This is a genomic window from Streptomyces sp. NPDC012827, from assembly GCF_042900905.1.
Taxonomy (GTDB): domain Bacteria; phylum Actinomycetota; class Actinomycetes; order Streptomycetales; family Streptomycetaceae; genus Streptomyces; species Streptomyces gulbargensis.
The window spans coordinates 247,798-265,297 of sequence record NZ_JBIBBY010000003.1; the positions used below are offsets into that span (position 1 = coordinate 247,798).

Genomic DNA, 17,500 nt, shown 5'->3' on the forward strand with positions numbered 1-17,500 from the left:
AAACTCGATTGTTCGGTAACGGTGTGGGGCCCCGGCTCCCTCCCGGCGGCCGGCTTCCGCGAGGATGTCCGCTACGCATAAACATCCTGTGAGGGGAACCTGTCGATGAGCTTCAACCAGCCGGGGCCGTACGGCCAGCAGCCGCAGCAGCCCGGTCCTTACGGCCAGCCCGGCCCGTACGGCCAGCAGCCGCAGCAGCCGGGGCCCTACGGTCAGCCCCCGCAGGCGCCGCAGCCCGGTTACGGCTACCCGCAGCAGGCCCCGCAGGGCGTCCCCCCGCAGCAGCCGTACGGCGGCGGCTACCAGCAGCCGGGCCAGTACCCCCAGCAGCCCCCCTACGGCGCCCCCCAGCACCCCGGCGCCTTCCCCCCGCCCCCGCCGGCCCCGAAGAAGTCGAAGACGGGCCTCGTCATAGGCGCGGTCGCGGTGGTCGCGGCGCTGGGCGTGGGGGCGTACTTCCTGTTCGGCGCCACCGGCGGGAACGGGGCGGTGGCCGACGACACGAAGGGCTTCAAGATCACCCCGGCGGCGGCGGTGGGTGAGTACAAGAAGCAGGAATCCAAGGGGTCCTCCGCCGAGATGTCCGCCGACGACAAGGCCTCGGCCGAGCAGTACCTGGGGATCAAGAACCCGCAGAAGGCCTCCGCCTCGTACGGCAACAGCACGCCCGCCAGCGGACAGCTCCCCACGGGCAACGTGCTGACCCTGAACGGGATGTGGGGCGAGATCTCCGACCCCGAGAAGGCGATCGACGGCTACTTCCAGAAGATGAAGGAAGGCAGCGGCGACGACGACGAGATGAAGGCCGAGCTGGTGGGCAGCCCGACCGAGGTGACGCCCAGCGGCTTCTCGGGCGCCCTCATGAAGTGCCAGAACGCGAAGCTCACGCCCAAGGCGTCGTCCTCCGGCCTGGCGGCCAAGTCGTTCGAGGTCCCGATCTGTGTCTGGGCCGACTACAGCACGATCGCCGGCGTGAACCTGATCAGCATGACGCAGATCACGGGGGCGGGGCAGCCCGTCCCGCAGGCGGAGGTCGCGGACCTCGCGGCGAAGCTGTACAGCACCTCGCGGTCCAAGGTCTGACCGGCCCGCCGGGTCTGACGGCACGGCAGAGGGGGTCCCGCCTTCCGGCGGGACCCCCTCGCGTCGTCCGGTGCGACCGTCAGGCCGACTTCTCGTGCCTGCCGTCGTTCTTCACGATCCGCGGCACCAGCGTCGGGTTGACGTTGTTCCGCACCACGTCCGCCGTGATGACCACGCGGGCCACGTCCTTGCGGGACGGGACCTCGTACATCACCGACTGGAGGACCTCCTCCATGATGGCGCGCAGGCCGCGCGCGCCCGTGCCGCGGAGGATGGCCTGGTCGGCGATGGCCTCCAGGGCGGGGCGGTCGAAGTCCAGCTCCACGCCGTCGAGTTCGAAGAGGCGCTGGTACTGCTTGACCAGCGCGTTGCGGGGCTCGACGAGGATCTTGAGGAGGGCCTCGCGGTCGAGGTTGTGGACCGAGGTGATGACCGGGAGGCGGCCGATGAACTCGGGGATCATCCCGAACTTCACCAGGTCCTCCGGCATGACCTCCTGGAACTGGTCGCTCGCCTCGATCTCGCGCTTGGAGCGGATGGTCGCCCCGAAGCCGATGCCCTTCGCGCCGGCGCGGGACTCGATGATCTTCTCCAGGCCGGCGAAGGCACCGCCCACGATGAACAGGACGTTCGTCGTGTCGATCTGGATGAACTCCTGGTGCGGGTGCTTCCGGCCGCCCTGCGGCGGGACGGAGGCGGTGGTGCCCTCCAGGATCTTCAGCAGGGCCTGCTGCACGCCCTCACCGGAGACGTCACGCGTGATCGACGGGTTTTCGCTCTTACGGGCGACCTTGTCGATCTCGTCGATGTAGATGATCCCGGTCTCGGCCTTCTTGACGTCGTAGTCGGCCGCCTGGATCAGCTTGAGCAGGATGTTCTCGACGTCCTCGCCGACGTAGCCGGCCTCCGTCAGCGCCGTCGCGTCGGCGATGGCGAACGGGACGTTCAGCATCCGGGCCAGGGTCTGCGCGAGCAGCGTCTTGCCGGAGCCGGTGGGGCCGAGCAGCAGAATGTTGGACTTCGCCAGCTCGATGGCGTCGTCACGGCCCTGCGCGCCGCCGTTCTCGCCGGCCTGGACGCGCTTGTAGTGGTTGTACACCGCGACCGAGAGGGCCTTCTTCGCGGGCTCCTGCCCGACGACGTAGCCCTCGAGGAACTCGTAGATCTCGCGGGGCTTGGGGAGTTCCTCCCACCGCACCTCGCTCGTCTCGGCGAGTTCTTCCTCGATGATCTCGTTGCAGAGGTCGATGCACTCGTCGCAGATGTACACACCGGGTCCTGCGATGAGCTTCTTCACCTGCTTCTGGCTCTTTCCGCAGAACGAGCACTTGAGCAGGTCGCCGCCATCACCGATGCGTGCCACGAGGTGCTTCCCCTATCGCCTGGGAGCGCTTGGTTCAGCGACTCCTGGTGCCTCATATTCGACGGTACCTTGCCGGGCCCCCCGTTCGGGCCCCCCTTGGCACGGTTCACATGGTCGCGATTCGGCCACGTGCGCCGATGCGGGCCGTGCGGACCGTGCTCCAGGGAACGTCGAGCGTCAGGCTGCCGAGGCGGCCGTGCTCTTGCGGGTCGAGACGATCTGGTCGACGAGACCGTAGGCGAGGGCGTCCTCGGCCGTCAGGATCTTGTCGCGCTCGATGTCGTCGCGGATCTTCTCGATCGGGGTCGAGGAGTGCTTGGCCAGCATCTCTTCGAGCTGGCTGCGCATCCGCAGGATCTCGTTGGCCGCGATCTCCAGGTCGGAGAGCTGCTCACGGCCGGTGCCGCCCGAGGGCTGGTGGATGAGCACGCGGGCGTTCGGCAGGGCCATCCGCTTGCCGGGGGTGCCGGCGGCGAGCAGCACGGCCGCGGCGGAGGCCGCCTGGCCCATGCAGACCGTCTGGATGTCGGGCTTCACGAACTGCATCGTGTCGTAGATGGCCGTCAGCGCGGTGAAGGAGCCACCGGGGCTGTTGATGTAGATCGAGATGTCACGGTCCGGGTCCATCGACTCCAGGCACAGCAGCTGCGCCATGACGTCGTTGGCGGAGGCGTCGTCGATCTGCACGCCGAGGAAGATCACGCGCTCCTCGAACAGCTTCGCGTAGGGGTCGTACTCGCGGACGCCCTGCGAGGTGCGCTCGACGAAGCGCGGGACGACGTAGCGGTTGTCCATCGGAGCGCCGGTGTAGAGGCCGCTCGCGGAGAGGTTGTTCTGCATCTGGGTGTTCACCGTCCTGGTGGCGTTCGGTGGGCTGGGGCTGTTGAGCGGGCGGGCGGGACTCAGGCGCCCGTACCGCCACCGCCCGGAACGCCCGAAGCGGCGGAGATGATCTCGTCGATGAGGCCGTACTCCTTGGCCTCGTCCGCCGTGAACCAGCGGTCGCGGTCACCGTCGCGGATGATCGCCTCGACGGTCTGGCCGGAGTGGCGCGCGGTGATCTCGGCCATGCGCCTCTTGGTGCGCAGGAGGTACTCGGCCTGGATCTTGATGTCCGAGGCGGTACCGCCGATGCCGGCGGAGCCCTGGTGCATCAGGATGTCGGTGTTCGGCAGGGCGAAGCGCTTGCCGGCCGTACCGCCGGTGAGCAGGAACTGGCCCATGGAGGCCGCCATGCCCATACCGATGGTCACCACGTCGTTCGGGATGTACTGCATGGTGTCGTAGATCGCCATGCCGGCCGTCACCGAGCCGCCGGGGCTGTTGATGTAGAGGTAGATGTCCTTCTCCGGGTCGGCGGCCAGGAGCAGCATCTGCGCGGTGATCTTGTTGGCGATCTCGTCGTCGACCTGCTGGCCGAGGAAGATGATGCGCTCGCCGAGCAGCCGGTTGTAGACATGGTCGCCGAGGCCGCCACCGATGGACGGCTCACCCGCGGCGTAAGGCTTCAGATTCGTCACGTATCCACCTGCTCGTCTCCGACGGCCCCGGGCCGTCTCAGCGTCTCGTTCTGAGGGCAGTGCCCCCGTATTCATGGACCCTAACGCGCAGGTAGGACAACGCCATCCCGGTTCCCGAACTGTTCGCTGGGAGCGCAAGGTAGTTGGGGGTGCGCGAGGGGTCCCGGGACGTCCACGGGCCCGGCCGCACTCATGTGCGTCCGGGCCCGTGGCAGGGAGTTCGGCGGGCGGCGCTGGGCCGTCCGGTGCGCCTTACTTCTCCTCGGAGACCTCGGCCTCGCCGGCGGCGGCCTCGGTGGTCTCGGTCTCGTCCTCGTCGTCGGAGAGGTCCACGACCTCGCCGTTGGTGTCGACGACCTTGGCGGCCTCGACGACGACCGCGAGGGCCTTGCCGCGGGCGACCTCGCCGACGAGCATCGGCACCTGGCCGCCCTGGGCCACGGCCTGGGCGAACTGGTCGGGGCTCATGCCGGAGGAGGCGGCACGGCGGAACAGGTGCTCGGTGAGCTCCTCGCGGGAGACGTCGAGCTTCTCCTTGTTGACGAGCTCATCGAGGATGAACTGCGTCTTGATGCCCTTCTCCGCCTGCTCCTTGGTCTCGGCCAGGAACTCCTCCTCGGTCTTGCCCTGGATCTCCAGGTACTTCTCGAAGGTGAGGCCCATCTGGCCGAGCTGGTGGTGCTCCAGGTTGTGCTTGCGGGTGTTGATCTCGTCCTCGAGAAGCTTCTCGGGCATCGGGACCTCGACCAGCTTGAGGAGCTCGTCCAGGACGCGCTCCTGGGCCTGGGTGGCCTGGTCGAACTGCTTCATGTTCTCGAGGCGCTTGCGGCTGTCCGCCTTGAGCTCCTCGAGGGTGTCGAACTCGGACGCCATCTGCGCGAAGTCGTCGTCGAGCTCGGGGAGCTCACGGGCGGCGACGGCGGTGACCTTGACGGTGACCTCGGCGTCCTTGCCCTCGGCGGAGCCGCCCTTCAGCTGCGAGGTGAAGGTGGCCTCGCCGCCGGCCTCCAGGCCCTTGACGGCCTCGTCGATGCCGTCGAGCAGCTCGCCGGAACCGATGGTGTACGAGACGCCCTCGGCGACACCGTCGGGCAGGACCTCGCCGTCGACCTTGGCCTCGAGGTCGATGGTGACGACGTCGCCGTCCTGGGCGGCGCGCTCGACCGGGGAGGTCGAGGCGAAGCGCTCGCGGAGCTGCTCCACGGACTTCTCGACGTCCTCGTCGGTGACCTCGACGGCGTCGACGGTGACCTCGATGCCGGAGTAGTCCGGGATCTCGAGGGCCGGGCGGACGTCCACCTCGGCGGTGAAGGCCAGCAGCTCGCCGTCCTTCAGCTCGGTGATGTCGACCTCGGGCTGGCCCAGCGGGTTGACCTCGGCCTCGTTCACGGCCTCGCTGTAGAACTTCGGAAGCGCGTCGTTGACGGCCTCCTCCAGCACGGCGCCCCGGCCGAAGCGCTGGTCGATCACGCGAGCCGGGATCTTGCCCTTGCGGAAGCCCTTGACCGTGACCTGCTGGTTGATCTTCTTGTACGCCGCGTCGAGGCTGTCCTTGAGCTCCTCGAAGGGCACCTCGACAGTGAGCCGAACCCGGGTCGGGTTCAGGGTCTCCACGGCGCTCTTCACGGTTCGGTCTCCTTGTGGCTGATTCCTGGATGCTGCCGGCGCCGCACGGGGCGGTTCCGGCCGATCGGCCCGGTCAGAGAGACACACGGGCACGCAGCTTGCATAGTAACCGCAAGCGGGAGGGCCCCCACAACGTGATCAAGAAGGTGTGCGCCGAGCGGCGTGATCGTCATGGTCGGGGTGGCGGGATTTGAACCCACGGCCTTCCGCTCCCAAAGCGGACGCGCTACCAAGCTGCGCCACACCCCGTCGGTGCGACACGTAGGGTACATGCACGGGGACGCTGCGGCGCCCCCTCTTTTACGAGGTGTGCGCGCACCGCCCCGGACCGGCTACCATGCTGTCCGTGCCGCGGTCGGACGACGACCGGCGGCGCATCCCTGTGCGGGCGTAGCTCAATGGTAGAGCCCTAGTCTTCCAAACTAGCTACGCGGGTTCGATTCCCGTCGCCCGCTCCACGGTCCCACGGCCCGGACGCTTCCGCGTTCCGGGCCGTGGGCGTTTTCCGGTCCGGCGGTGTCCGAGGTGCGGTTCCGCCACCGCGGGCGTCGCCGGGACGGTGAGACGCATCCGAGCGGCGGATCCCGGTCGGGGCGGACGGCTCGGCGACGACGACCTTCGTCATCGGGGTGGTCGACCTGGTGACGGCCGGCCGGTTCGGGCGGCTCGCCGTGCGGGTGGTCGGGAGCGGCGGGGTGCCGGGCGGTGCGGTGGCCGTCGGTGGCGTGCCGGCGGGTCTGCGGCTCTTCTGGTCCCGGGAACGGGCGCGGGCCCCGCCGGGATCGGTGGGGCCCGCTTCCGTGCGGTGGGTCAGAACTTTATGGAGCCGATGGTCGACGTGATCGAGTCCAGGAAGCGCTGGATGTCGTCGGCCATGCCCGTGGAGGCGAGGAAGAAGCCGAAGAGGACGGCGACGACGGCCGGGCCGCCCTTGAGGTTTCCGCCGCGGATCAACACCACCAGAATGACTGCCAACAGCAGCACCACGGACAGCGAAATGGCCACACTGATCACACCCTCGGTCGGTTCCGCCTTGTCCACCGGGGGGTACGTGTCCGAATACACCCCCCGTTGTTCCCATGGTGCCACCAACCTGCTTGCCCTCACCGGACGGTGACGAACCCTCGCGAACGGGAGGAGGACGCAGGGCGGACGCGCGGGGCACGGGAGGGGTACGGAGGGCAAAGAAGATAGAGAGAAATCACACAGGCGTACAACCCTGCTCGAATTGCCCCGGTTCGAGGGGTTCTCTCCCCGCCATGCCACCCCTTTCGGGGTGATGTGTCCGGACAAAAGCCCCCGGCACCTCATGGTTTCGGGACAGAGGGTGCACAACTAACGTCACCGCAATGTCGTTCACCGCTCAGAGTGGCCCCGGCGCCACGGTCTCGCCGTCATCCGCGACGGCCCCCCTCCCCGAGGCGCGCGCCCCCCGCCCCTCCGTGCGCGACCCGTACTTCGACAACGCGAAGTACCTGGCCATCCTGCTCGTGGCCGTCGGCCACATCCTGCCCGTGGTGCTCGCGGGCAGCCAGGCCACCCGCACCCTGTACATGTGGATATACGTGTTCCACATGCCGGTGTTCGTCCTCATATCGGGCTACCTGTCGCGGAGTTACACGGGCCGGCCCGACCAGCTCAAGCGCCTGCTGACCGGTGTCGCCCTGCCGTACGTGGTCTTCGAGACCGCGTACACGCTGCTGATGCGGTGGGGCACCGAGCCGAACCGGCCGTTCAGCCTGCTCCACCCCTCGTACCTGATGTGGTTCCTGCTGGCGCTGTTCTTCTGGCGCGTGACGGCGCCCTTCTGGTCGGTGGTCCGCTGGCCGGTGGCGATCTCCGTCGGCATCGCGGCCCTCGCCGTCGTCACCCCCGGTCTCGGCGGCGCCTTCGACCTGCCCCGGGTCCTGCAGTTCCTGCCGTTCTTCGTGATCGGCCTGCGCATGAAGGCGGAGCACTTCCACATGCTGCGCCGGACGCCGGTCCGGGTGGCGTCCGTGGTGGTGCTCGCCGTGACGCTGATCGTCACCTACCGCGTCACCGACCGCGTCCCGCTGAACTGGATCTACCGGTCGCGCAGCGTGCAGGAGATGAACATGGAGGTGCTGCCGGGCCTGTTCTGGGCCGGTGTCCTCTTCCTGCTGACCCTGCTCCTGACGGCCGCCTTCCTGTCGCTCGTGCCGGGCAGCAACCGCTGGTTCACCGTCCTCGGCGCGGGCACCATCTGCGGCTACCTGCTGCACGGCTTCCCGATCCGTACCGGCCTCTACACCGGCTTCTACGACAAGCTCGACTGGCTGCAGACCCCGGCGGGCCGGGTGGGCATCACGGTGGCGATGCTCGCGGTGATGACGCTGCTGTGCACCCCGGTCGTACGGAAGATCATGAAGCCGGTCACGGAACCGGACATGGCGTGGGCGTTCAGGCGCGACGGGAAAGCAGGAGCAGAGCCCGGTCGTCGTTGACGTCCTTGGCGACGGCCTCGATGAGGTGCCAGGCGACGCCCTGGAAGCCCTCGGTGACGCAGCGGTCCGCCTCCCCGGTGAGGCGGTCGATGCCCTCGGCGATGTCCCGGTCGGAGGCCTCGACCAGCCCGTCGGTGAACAGCATGAGGACGTCGCCGGGGCGCAGGGAGCCCTTGACCGGATGGAACTCGGCCCCGTCGTACACGCCGAGGAGGGGGCCTTCCGCGGCCTTCTCCTCCCAGCGCCCGGTGCCGGCGTGGAGCTGGAGCGCGGGCAGGTGGCCGGCGGAGAACAGCTCGTAGTCGCCGGAGTCGAGGTCGAGGACGAGGTGGATGGAGGTGGCGAAGCCCTCGTCCCAGTTCTGCCGCAGCAGGTAACCGTTGGCCGCGGGCAGGAAGCCGTGCGGCGGCAGTGAGCCGAGCAGGCCGCCGAAGGCGCCGGAGAGCAGCAGGGAGCGGGAGGCGGCGTCCATCCCCTTGCCGGAGACGTCGGTGAGGACGACCTCCAGGGTGCGGCCGCCGTGCGTGCGGGCCGCGACCACGAAGTCGCCGGAGAACGACTGGCCGCCGGCCGGGCGCAGTGCCATCTCCCGGTGCCAGCCCTGCGGGAGGCGGGGCAGGGCGCTCTGGACGCGGATGCGTTCGCGCAGGTCGAACAGCATGGTGCCGCCGCGCCGCCAGGGCACGCCGACCCGGGCCCGGAACTGGGCGATGAGCAGCCCGAAGAGCCCGCAGGCCGCCACGACGAGCACGGTGCCGGGGGTGACCCTGGCCGGACCCTGGGTGTACGGGCCGAGGGCGAAGGACTCGACGATGAGCGCGCAGGCGGCCGCCGCGTACAGGCCGAGGAGGCTGGCGGGGCGCAGCAGCAGCCCGCCGGCCACGATGGGCAGGACGAGGACGGGGGGAGCGCACCAGACGGGGTTGACCAGGGTTCCGGCGGCGAGGGCCGGGATCGTCAGGAGCAGGCCGGCGAGAGCGAGCCGGTCGGAGCCGTCGCCGCGGAAGTAGTCGACCCCCGATTTGCGCAGGGCGGTGCGGGCCCGGCGGGCGCGCCTGCGCAGCCGGGCCGCGTACGTGTGCATTCCCGCGCGGTGTCCCATTGGCCAGTGACCCTATCCACCCGCTCCGGGGTCGTGCAGCGGTACCCCGGTGACAAGGTGCGTGAAATCGGGTCGCCCCGGGCGCGGGAGCCCTGATATCGATGGCATATGACGACGGAATTGCGGGTGCTGGACCCGGCCGAGTGGGACCGCTGGTACGAAGTTCTCGCCCTGGCGTTCGGGGGCGTGCAGGAGGAGCCGGAGGAGCGGCGGCTCTGGCAGGACCTGACCGAGCACGACCGCTTCCTCGGCGCCTGGGACGGGGATCTGCCGGTGGGTACGGCGGGGGCGTTCTCGTTCCGCCTGACGGTGCCGGGCGGGGCGTCGGTGCCGGCGGCCGGGGTGACGATGGTGAGCGTGGCGGGGACGCACCGTCGGCGCGGGATCCTGACCTCGATGATGCGGCGGCAGCTGTCGGACGTACGGGCGTGGGGGGAGCCGCTGGCGGTCCTGACGGCCTCGGAGCCGGAGATCTACGGGCGCTTCGGTTACGGCGCGGCCTCGTACACGACGCACGCGACGATCGACACGCACCGGGTGCGGCTGTCGGTGCCGGCGGGCACGGACGCGGTGAGGCTGCGGGCGGCGGATCCGGCGGCGGCCGCGGAGGCCTGTGAGGCGGTGTATGCGCGGCTGGTGCCGACCCGGCCGGGGATGCTGGCCCGGCGGCCCGGGTGGGAGCGGCTGCCGCTGCTCGACCCGGCGGGGAGCCGGGAGGGGGCCTCGGCCCGGCAGTGCGTGCTGGCGGAGCGGGACGGGGAGGTCGTGGGCTTCGCGCTGTACGCGATCAAGCCGGACTGGTCGTTCGCGGGTCCCGACGGGACGGTGGTGCCGCACCAGGTGATGGCCCTGGAGCCGGCGGCGGAGGCGGCGCTGTGGCGGTTCCTCTGCTCGGTGGACCTGACCTCTCGGGTACGGATCCACAGCCGGCCGGTGGACGACGGGTGGCAGCACCTGGTGTCGGAGCTGCGGCGGTGCGAACCGACGGTGCGGGAGGGCCTGTTCGTCCGCCTGGTGGAGGTGGGCGCGGCCCTGGAGGCGCGGACGTACCAGGCGCCGGTGGACGTGGTGTTCGAGGTGACGGACGCGTTCTGTCCGTGGAACGAGGGGCGCTGGCGCCTCACGGGTGACGCGAAGGGCGCGGTGTGCGTCCGCACCTCGGAGCCGGCGGACGTGGAGCTGTCGGTACGGGAGCTGGGCGCGGCGTATCTGGGCGGGACGTCGCTGCTGTCGCTGGCGGCGGCCGGCCGGGTGCGGGAGCTGCGCGACGGGGCGCTGACGGAGGCGTCGGTGGCGTTCGGGTCCCCGGTGGCGCCGTGGCTGCCGCACGGGTTCTAGGCAGGCCGTCCGGCCGTCAGCGCTGCTGGCAGGCCGGGCACCAGAAGAGGTTGCGGGCGGCCAGTTCGGCGGTGCGGATCTCGGTGGCGCACAGGTGGCAGGGCAGGGCGGCGCGGCGGTAGACGTACACCTCGCCGCCGTGGTCGTCGACGCGCGGCGGGCGGCCCATGGCCTCGGGGGTGTGCTCGGGGCGGACGGTGTCGATGCGGTTGAGCCGGACGCCTTCGCGCATGAGGGCGACGAGGTCGGTCCAGATCGCGTCCCACTCCCCCGGCGTGAGGTCCTTGCCCGGGCGGTAGGGGTCGATGCCGTGACGGAAGAGGACCTCGGCCCGGTAGACGTTCCCGACGCCGGCGATGACCTTCTGGTCCATGAGCAGGGCGGCGATGGTGGTGCGGCTGCGGGAGATCCGGCGCCAGGCCTTGTCCGGGTCGTCGCCCTCGCGCAGCGGGTCGGGGCCGAGCCGGTCGTGTATCGCGCGCTTCTCCGCGTCGGTGATGAGCGCGCAGGTGGTGGGGCCGCGCAGGTCGACGTAGGCCTCGGGGGTGGCGAGCCGGAGGCGCACGGTGTCGGTGGGCGGCGGGGCCGGTGCGGCGCCGAAGGTCACCTTGCCGAAGAGGCCGAGGTGGATGTGGATCCACTCCTCGCCGGGGAAGCCGAGGAAGAGGTGTTTGCCGTGGGCCTCGGTGGTCTCCAGGACGGAGCCGTCGAGCAGGGCCGCCGAGTCGGCGAACTTGCCCTGCGGGCTGGAGACGCGCACGGACCGGCCGCCGAACCGTTCGCGGTGGTCGGCGGCCAGTCGGTGGATCGTGTGCCCCTCGGGCATCAGGCGGTCGGCTCCTGCGGGTGGTGGGCCGGAATCGGGGGCAGCTCGCCGGTGTTCTCGTAGGCGGTCAGCATGTCGATGCGGCGCGTGTGACGCTCGTCACCGGAGTAGGGGGTGTTCAGGAAGATCTCGACGAACTTGGTCGCCTCTTCCTGGGTGTGCATGCGTCCGCCGACGGAGATCACATTGGCGTTGTTGTGCTCGCGGCCGAGGGCGGCGGTCTGCTCGCTCCAGGCGAGGGCGGCGCGGACTCCCTTGACCTTGTTCGCGGCGATCTGCTCACCGTTGCCGGAGCCGCCGATGACGATGCCCAGGCTGTCCGGGTCGGCGGCCGTCCGCTCGGCGGCACGCAGGCAGAACGGCGGGTAGTCGTCGAGGGCGTCGTAGATGTGGGGACCGCAGTCGACGGGCTCGTGGCCGTGGGCCTTCAGCCACTCGACGAGGTGGTTCTTGAGTTCGTAGCCGGCGTGGTCGGAACCGATGTAGACGCGCATGGATCCGAGTGTGGCACGCCGGGAGCGGGGTAGCGGTCAGCGGGGTCGGGACCTTCACCCGGTCCGGTCCGGACCTTCGGCCCTGGCGGCGCTCCCTCGACAACGATCCGGAACAAAGACTTCCGATCACCCCTGTCCACGGGGTTGAATGCTCGGGCTCGTGACCCGAGCAGCCCCACTCACACGAGGAAGCGTTCATGAACACGCAACCGACCCTGACGAAGGACGGCGGGCAGGCCGGCGAACCCGGCGGCACCGGCGCCTCGCAGTCGCCCGACGGCCTCAAGGCCGGACTCAAGAACCGCCATCTGTCGATGATCGCCATCGGCGGTGTCATCGGCGCCGGCCTGTTCGTCGGCTCCGGCGCGGGCATAGCCGCCGCCGGTCCCGCGATCCTCCTCTCCTACGCCCTCGTCGGCGCCATGGTCGTCTTCGTCATGCGCATGCTCGGCGAGATGGCGGCCGCCCGGCCGACCTCCGGCTCCTTCTCCACCTACGCCGACCAGGCGCTCGGCCGCTGGGCCGGCTTCACCATCGGCTGGCTGTACTGGTTCTTCTGGGTCGTGGTGCTGGCCGTCGAGGCGACCGCCGGCGCGGTCATCCTGGAGGGCTGGGTCCCGGCCGTACCGCAGTGGGCCTGGGCACTGATCGTGATGGTGGTCCTCACCGCGACGAACCTCGCCTCCGTCTCCTCGTACGGCGAGTTCGAGTTCTGGTTCGCCGGCATCAAGGTCGTGGCGATCGGCGCGTTCGTGGCCATCGGTCTGCTGGCCGTCTTCGGCGTGCTGCCGGGCTCGGACAACCCCGGCGCCGGGTTCGCGCACCTCACCGACACCGGGGGCTTCCTCCCGATGGGCGCGGGCGCGATCCTCACCGGTGTCCTGATGGTCGTCTTCTCCTTCATGGGCAGCGAGATCGTCACCCTGGCCGCCGGCGAGTCCGAGGACCCGCAGCGGGCCGTGACGAAGGCGACCAACAGCGTGATCTGGCGGATCGGCGTCTTCTACCTGGGCTCGATCTTCGTCGTCCTCACGCTCCTGCCGTGGAACGACAAGTCGATCGTGGAGAAGGGCTCGTACGTCGCCGCCCTCGACTCGATCGGCATCCCGCACGCCGGCCAGGTCATGAACGTCATCGTGCTGACCGCGGTGCTCTCCTGCCTGAACTCCGGCCTCTACACGGCCTCCCGCATGGCCTTCTCGCTCGGACAGCGCGGTGACGCGCCGAAGTCCTTCGCGAAGGTCGACAAGCGGAGCGTGCCGCGGGCCGCGATCCTCTCCTCGGTCGTCTTCGGTTTCGTCGCGGTCTTCTTCAACTACAAGTGGCCCGACACCGTTTTCGCCTTCCTGCTGAACTCCTCCGGCGCCGTGGCCCTCTTCGTCTGGCTGGTCATCTGTGTGACCCAGCTGCGGATGCGCGGCATCATCCTGCGCGAGACGCCCGAGAAGCTGGTCGTGCGGATGTGGCTGTTCCCGTACCTGACCTGGGCGACGATCGGCATGATCGTCTTCGTCCTCGGCTACATGCTGTACGACGGCGGCAGCGCCCGCGAGCAGGTCGTGCTCTCCCTCCTCGTGGCGGCCTTGGTCCTGGTGATCGCGCTGGTCCGGGAGAAGATCGCGAAGTCCTCGGCGCGCCCGTAGGTTCCGCCCGGCACACGCGAAGGCCCCGCCGCTCCAGGGAGCGGCGGGGCCTTCGCGTGCCCGTGCGGGCGGGTCAGGAGGCGCGGCCCGCGAACTTCCAGGCGGCCGGGAGGACGCCCATGGCGAGGGCGGCCTTGAGGGCGTCGCCGATGAGGAAGGGGACCAGGCCGGCGGCGACCGCCTGGCCGAGGGTCATGCCGGTGGCGAGGGCCAGGTAGGGCACGCCGACCGCGTAGATGATCGCGGAGCCGAGCACCATGGTCCCGGCGGTGCGCAGGACCGAGCGGTCGGCGCCGCGGCGGGCGAGGGCGCCCACGACGGTGGCGGCGAGCAGCATGCCGAGGATGTAGCCGAAGGACGGCATGGCGTAGCCGGAGGTGGCCTGGGCGAACCACGGCACGCCCGCCATGCCCACCACGGTGTAGAGGGCGAGGGAGAGGAAGCCGCGGCGGGCACCGAGCGCGGTGCCGACGAGCAGGGCGGCGAAGGTCTGGCCGGAGACGGGGACCGGGGAGCCGGGGACCGGGACGGAGAGCTGGGCGGCGAGGCCGGTGAGGGCGGCACCGCCGGCGACGAGGGCGATGTCGCGGGCGCGGCTCGCGGGGAGCAGATCGGCGAGGACGGTGCCCGCACGGAGGGTGCGGGCGGGGGCGGCGGCGGTGCTCATCGTTACTCCGCGGGGGTGAGAAGGGAGGGACAGGTTGACGCTATGCCAGGAGTGAACGCCCGATCACCGTGAGGCGTCGACAAAGCCGGAGCTCAGCACTTCATGGGGTTTCGACAAAAGAGGAAAACCATGCACGGCGCCACGTGACCCTGGTCACTGGCGAGTCGCTGCGAGACGCCCCTTTTGCCTCCGGGCCCGGTCACCAGGGAGACTGTGGGGTCCCCATAAAGGTGTCCCTTCCCCGAGAGCACGAGCCCACCATGCGCGACGACGCCCCGCCGTCCTCCCCGCTCGCCGAACCCGAGCCCCTCTCCCACGGTCTGAAGCAGCGTCACCTGACGATGCTGGGGCTCGGCGGGGTCATCGGCGCCGGTCTCTTCGTCGGTTCGGGCGCGGGCATCGCCGTCGCGGGGCCCGGGATCGTGGTCTCGTACCTGATCGCCGGGACGCTTGCGATGCTGGTGATGCGGATGCTGGGCGAGATGTCGGCGGCGATGCCGGCCTCGGGCGCCTTCTCCGTCCACGCCGAGCGGGCGCTGGGGCGCTGGGCGGGCTTCTCGGTGGGCTGGCTGTACTGGTTCCTGCTGGTGGTCGTCCTCGCCGTGGAGGCGACGGGCGCGGCCCGGATCGCGAACGGCTGGGTCCCAGGATTCCCGCAGTGGGCCTGGGTGCTGGTCTTCATGCTCGTCTTCACGGCGGCCAACCTGGCGGCGGTGAAGAACTTCGGCGAGTTCGAGTTCTGGTTCGCCGCGCTCAAGGTCGGGGCGATCGTCCTCTTCCTGGCCCTCGGGGTCCTCGCGATCGCGGGCCGGCTGCCGGACACCGATCCGGTGGGCCTCGCCAACCTCACCGGCCAGGGCGGTTTCCTGCCGCACGGCTGGGAGGGCGTCGTCTCCGGCGTCCTCGCCGTCGTCTTCGCCTTCGGCGGCCTGGAGGTCGTCACGATCGCGGCGGCCGAGACGGAGGACCCGGCGCGGAACGTGGCGCGGGCGGTGCGCAGCGCGGTCTGGCGGATCCTCCTCTTCTACGTGGGCTCGATGCTGGTCGTGGTGACGCTGCTGCCGTGGACGGCGATGGAGCCGGGCCGCTCGCCGTACGTGGCAGTGCTGGACGCGATCGGCGTGCCGGCGGCCGGTCAGATCATGAACGTGGTGGTGTTCGTGGCGCTCCTGTCGGCGCTCAACGCCAATCTGTACGGGTCGTCCCGGATGGTGTTCTCGCTGGCCGAGCGCGGGGAGGCGCCGCGCGGGCTGCTGCGGGTCTCGGCGGGCGGGGTGCCGCGGCGCGCGGTGCTCGCCTCGGTGGCCTTCGGTTTCGTCTCGGTCCTGCTCAATCTGAAGTGGCCGGATTCGGTCTTCCTCTACATGCTCAACGCGGTGGGCGCGGTACTGCTGTTCGTGTGGGCGCTGATCGCGGTCTCGCAGCTGCGGCTGCGGCGCCGGATCGAGCGGGAGGCGCCGGAGACGCTGACGCTGCGGATGTGGGGCTTCCCGTGGCTGACCTGGCTGGCGCTGGCCGCGATGGCGGCGGTGGTCGTGCTGATGCTGACCGACGAGGGGGCGCGACCGCAGGTCCTGTGGTCGGCGGCGGCGACCGCCGCGGTGCTTCTGGTGGCGTGGGTGCGGGAGTTCCGTACCCGTTCGGCCTCTTCCGCGCCCTCACCGAAACGGAATTGATTCTTCACCTTGTGTGAAGATCGTGACCGTATAGCGGACATCTGTTCCCTGTCAGCGGGGCGGGCCCCCAGACTGTGGCTCCCTCCCCGTCTCGGCTACTGAACAGGGTTCGCCCATGCCCCGGACCACCGCGCCCGCGCCGGCCGACCGCAAGGACGGCGCGTCCGCTCCTGCCGACGGCCTCTCCCACGGCCTCAAGCAGCGCCATCTCTCCATGATCGCCCTCGGCGGCGTGATCGGGGCCGGCCTCTTCGTGGGCTCCGGCGCCGGCATCGCCGCCGCCGGCCCCTCCATCGTGGTCGCCTACGCGCTCTCCGGCCTGCTCGTCATGCTGGTGATGCGCATGCTGGGCGAGATGTCGGCGGCCAATCCGGCCTCCGGCTCCTTCTCCGTCCACGCCGAGCGGGCCTTCGGCTCGTGGGCCGGGTTCACCGCGGGCTGGGCCTTCTGGTTCCTGCTCTGCGTGGCCGTCGGCCTGGAGGGCATCGGCGCCGCGAAGATCATGACGGGCTGGTTCCCGGGCACCCCCGAGTGGGCCTGGGTCGCCCTGTTCATGCTGGTCTTCTGCGGCACCAACCTGGCGGCGGTGAAGAACTTCGGCGAGTTCGAGTTCTGGTTCGCCGCCCTGAAGGTCGGCGCGATCGTCCTCTTCCTCGGCATCGGCGTGCTGGCGATCGTGGGCGCGCTGCCGGGCAGCGACGCGCCGGGCACCAGCAACCTCACCGGTGACGGCGGCTTCTTCCCGCACGGCTCCGAGGGCCTGATCGTGGGTCTGCTGGCCTCGGTCTTCGCGTACGGCGGCCTGGAGACCGTCACCATCGCGGCGGCCGAGTCGGAGCACCCGGTGCAGGGCGTCGCCAAGGCGGTCCGTACGGCGATGTGGCGGATCGCGCTGTTCTACATCGGCTCCATGGCCGTCATCGTCACGCTCGTGCCGTGGGACGACAAGGCGGTCGTCGAGAAGGGCCCGTACGTGGCCACCCTCGACCACCTGGGCATCCCGGCGGCCGGCCAGATCATGAACGTGGTCGTGCTGATCGCCCTGCTCTCCGCGATGAACGCCAACATCTACGGCGCCTCCCGCATGGCCGGCTCGCTGGTCGCCCGCGGCCAGGGCCCCAAGGCGCTGGGCCGCCTCCACGGCGGGGTGCCGCGCACGGCGGTGCTGGTCTCCTCCGTCTTCGGCTTCGCGTGCGTGCTGCTGAGCTACTGGCGGCCGAACGACATCTTCATCTGGCTGCTCAACACCATCGGCGCGATCATCCTCGTCGTCTGGTTCTTCATCGCCGCCTCGCAGCTGGTGCTGCGCCGCCGCACCGAGCGCGAGGAGCCGGAGAAGCTGGTCGTGAAGATGTGGGCGTTCCCGGTGCTGACCTGGGTGGCGCTGGCCGGCATGGCGGCCATCTTCTTCCTGATGGCCCGCGAGGAGGGCACCCGCGTGCAGCTGTACTGGACGGGCGGCCTCACCGTGCTGCTGGCCGCCATCGGCTTCGTACGCCAGAAGGCCGCGGCGGGCCGCGCCTCCTGACGCGCTCCCACCCCTTCGCCGGAGCCCCCGGACCGACCACGGTCCGGGGGCTCCGGCGCGTCCGGGCGAGGGACCGGAGACCTAGGTCCAGGGGCTGATCAACTTCTGTCGCACCTACTGTTAGCCTGCACTTGCATATAGGTTGCAATAAGCACGCTGTCGAAGGAGC

The 17,500-nt window shown here is 70.2% G+C and carries 15 protein-coding genes and 2 tRNA genes; 7 read left to right on the top strand and 10 right to left on the bottom strand.

The window, feature by feature from the left end; genetic code table 11:
• The first annotated feature begins 105 nt into the window (after positions 1-105).
• Positions 106-1,083, top strand: a complete 978-nt coding sequence (locus ACFY60_RS07685; RefSeq protein WP_388608675.1) for a hypothetical protein — start codon at positions 106-108, stop codon at positions 1,081-1,083.
• 79 nt (positions 1,084-1,162) lie between these two features.
• On the opposite strand, the gene clpX is transcribed toward ACFY60_RS07685, so the two are convergent.
• From clpX to ACFY60_RS07710, 5 genes are all read right to left on the bottom strand, one after another.
• On the bottom strand, positions 1,163-2,446 hold the full coding sequence (gene clpX / locus ACFY60_RS07690) for an ATP-dependent Clp protease ATP-binding subunit ClpX (protein WP_030494070.1): 1,284 nt from the start codon (positions 2,444-2,446) through the stop codon (positions 1,163-1,165).
• A gap of 177 nt (positions 2,447-2,623) precedes the next feature.
• Positions 2,624-3,286: an ATP-dependent Clp protease proteolytic subunit gene (locus ACFY60_RS07695; protein WP_345281335.1), complete on the bottom strand. Its 663-nt coding sequence runs from the start codon at positions 3,284-3,286 to the stop codon at positions 2,624-2,626.
• A gap of 62 nt (positions 3,287-3,348) precedes the next feature.
• Positions 3,349-3,966 carry an ATP-dependent Clp protease proteolytic subunit gene (locus tag ACFY60_RS07700; RefSeq protein WP_388608677.1) on the bottom strand — a complete coding sequence of 206 codons (618 nt, stop codon included), beginning with the start codon at positions 3,964-3,966 and terminating at the stop codon, positions 3,349-3,351.
• A gap of 252 nt (positions 3,967-4,218) precedes the next feature.
• Positions 4,219-5,592, bottom strand: a complete 1,374-nt coding sequence (tig, locus tag ACFY60_RS07705; protein WP_388608680.1) for a trigger factor — start codon at positions 5,590-5,592, stop codon at positions 4,219-4,221.
• Positions 5,593-5,764: 172 nt separating this feature from the next.
• Positions 5,765-5,841 (bottom strand) — tRNA-Pro (locus ACFY60_RS07710).
• A 135-nt stretch (positions 5,842-5,976) separates the two neighbouring features.
• On the opposite strand from ACFY60_RS07710, the gene ACFY60_RS07715 reads away from it, so the two are divergent.
• Positions 5,977-6,050 (top strand) — tRNA-Gly (locus ACFY60_RS07715).
• A 352-nt stretch (positions 6,051-6,402) separates the two neighbouring features.
• Here ACFY60_RS07715 and ACFY60_RS07720 read toward each other — a convergent pair.
• Entirely contained in the window at positions 6,403-6,597 is a 195-nt protein-coding gene (locus ACFY60_RS07720; protein ID WP_388608682.1) for a hypothetical protein, read from the bottom strand.
• A 344-nt stretch (positions 6,598-6,941) separates the two neighbouring features.
• Here ACFY60_RS07720 and ACFY60_RS07725 point away from each other — a divergent pair, with 344 nt between their 5' ends.
• Positions 6,942-8,057, top strand: coding sequence for an acyltransferase family protein (locus tag ACFY60_RS07725; protein ID WP_388608684.1), 1,116 nt, complete (start codon positions 6,942-6,944; stop codon positions 8,055-8,057).
• On the opposite strand, the gene ACFY60_RS07730 is transcribed toward ACFY60_RS07725, so the two are convergent.
• Positions 8,014-9,141 (bottom strand): PP2C family protein-serine/threonine phosphatase, encoded by a 1,128-nt coding sequence (locus ACFY60_RS07730; protein ID WP_388608686.1) that lies wholly within the window; start codon positions 9,139-9,141, stop codon positions 8,014-8,016. The genes ACFY60_RS07725 and ACFY60_RS07730 overlap by 44 nt on opposite strands.
• 126 nt (positions 9,142-9,267) lie before the next feature.
• Here ACFY60_RS07730 and ACFY60_RS07735 point away from each other — a divergent pair, with 126 nt between their 5' ends.
• Positions 9,268-10,497, top strand: a complete 1,230-nt coding sequence (locus ACFY60_RS07735) for a GNAT family N-acetyltransferase (RefSeq protein WP_388608687.1) — start codon at positions 9,268-9,270, stop codon at positions 10,495-10,497.
• Between the two features lie 16 nt (positions 10,498-10,513).
• Here ACFY60_RS07735 and ACFY60_RS07740 read toward each other — a convergent pair whose 3' ends face one another.
• Together ACFY60_RS07740 and ACFY60_RS07745 are read right to left on the bottom strand one after the other, a co-directional pair.
• Positions 10,514-11,323 (bottom strand): Fpg/Nei family DNA glycosylase, encoded by an 810-nt coding sequence (locus ACFY60_RS07740; RefSeq protein WP_388608689.1) that lies wholly within the window; start codon positions 11,321-11,323, stop codon positions 10,514-10,516.
• Positions 11,323-11,817: a ribose-5-phosphate isomerase gene (locus ACFY60_RS07745; RefSeq protein WP_388608691.1), complete on the bottom strand. Its 495-nt coding sequence runs from the start codon at positions 11,815-11,817 to the stop codon at positions 11,323-11,325. Before ACFY60_RS07745 ends, ACFY60_RS07740 begins: the two co-directional genes overlap by 1 nt.
• Positions 11,818-12,014: 197 nt before the next feature.
• Between ACFY60_RS07745 and ACFY60_RS07750 the strand changes: the two genes are divergently transcribed.
• Positions 12,015-13,460, top strand: coding sequence for an amino acid permease (locus ACFY60_RS07750; RefSeq protein WP_388608693.1), 1,446 nt, complete (start codon positions 12,015-12,017; stop codon positions 13,458-13,460).
• Positions 13,461-13,533: 73 nt separating this feature from the next.
• Here the strand turns inward: ACFY60_RS07750 and ACFY60_RS07755 are convergent, their stop codons facing one another.
• On the bottom strand, positions 13,534-14,127 hold the full coding sequence (locus ACFY60_RS07755) for a biotin transporter BioY (protein WP_388608695.1): 594 nt from the start codon (positions 14,125-14,127) through the stop codon (positions 13,534-13,536).
• Positions 14,128-14,387: 260 nt separating this feature from the next.
• Here ACFY60_RS07755 and ACFY60_RS07760 point away from each other — a divergent pair, with 260 nt between their 5' ends.
• Entirely contained in the window at positions 14,388-15,803 is a 1,416-nt protein-coding gene (locus tag ACFY60_RS07760; protein ID WP_388608697.1) for an amino acid permease, read from the top strand.
• 115 nt (positions 15,804-15,918) lie between these two features.
• Positions 15,919-17,331 carry an amino acid permease gene (locus ACFY60_RS07765; RefSeq protein ID WP_388608699.1) on the top strand — a complete coding sequence of 471 codons (1,413 nt, stop codon included), beginning with the start codon at positions 15,919-15,921 and terminating at the stop codon, positions 17,329-17,331.
• Positions 17,332-17,500 lie beyond the last annotated feature (169 nt).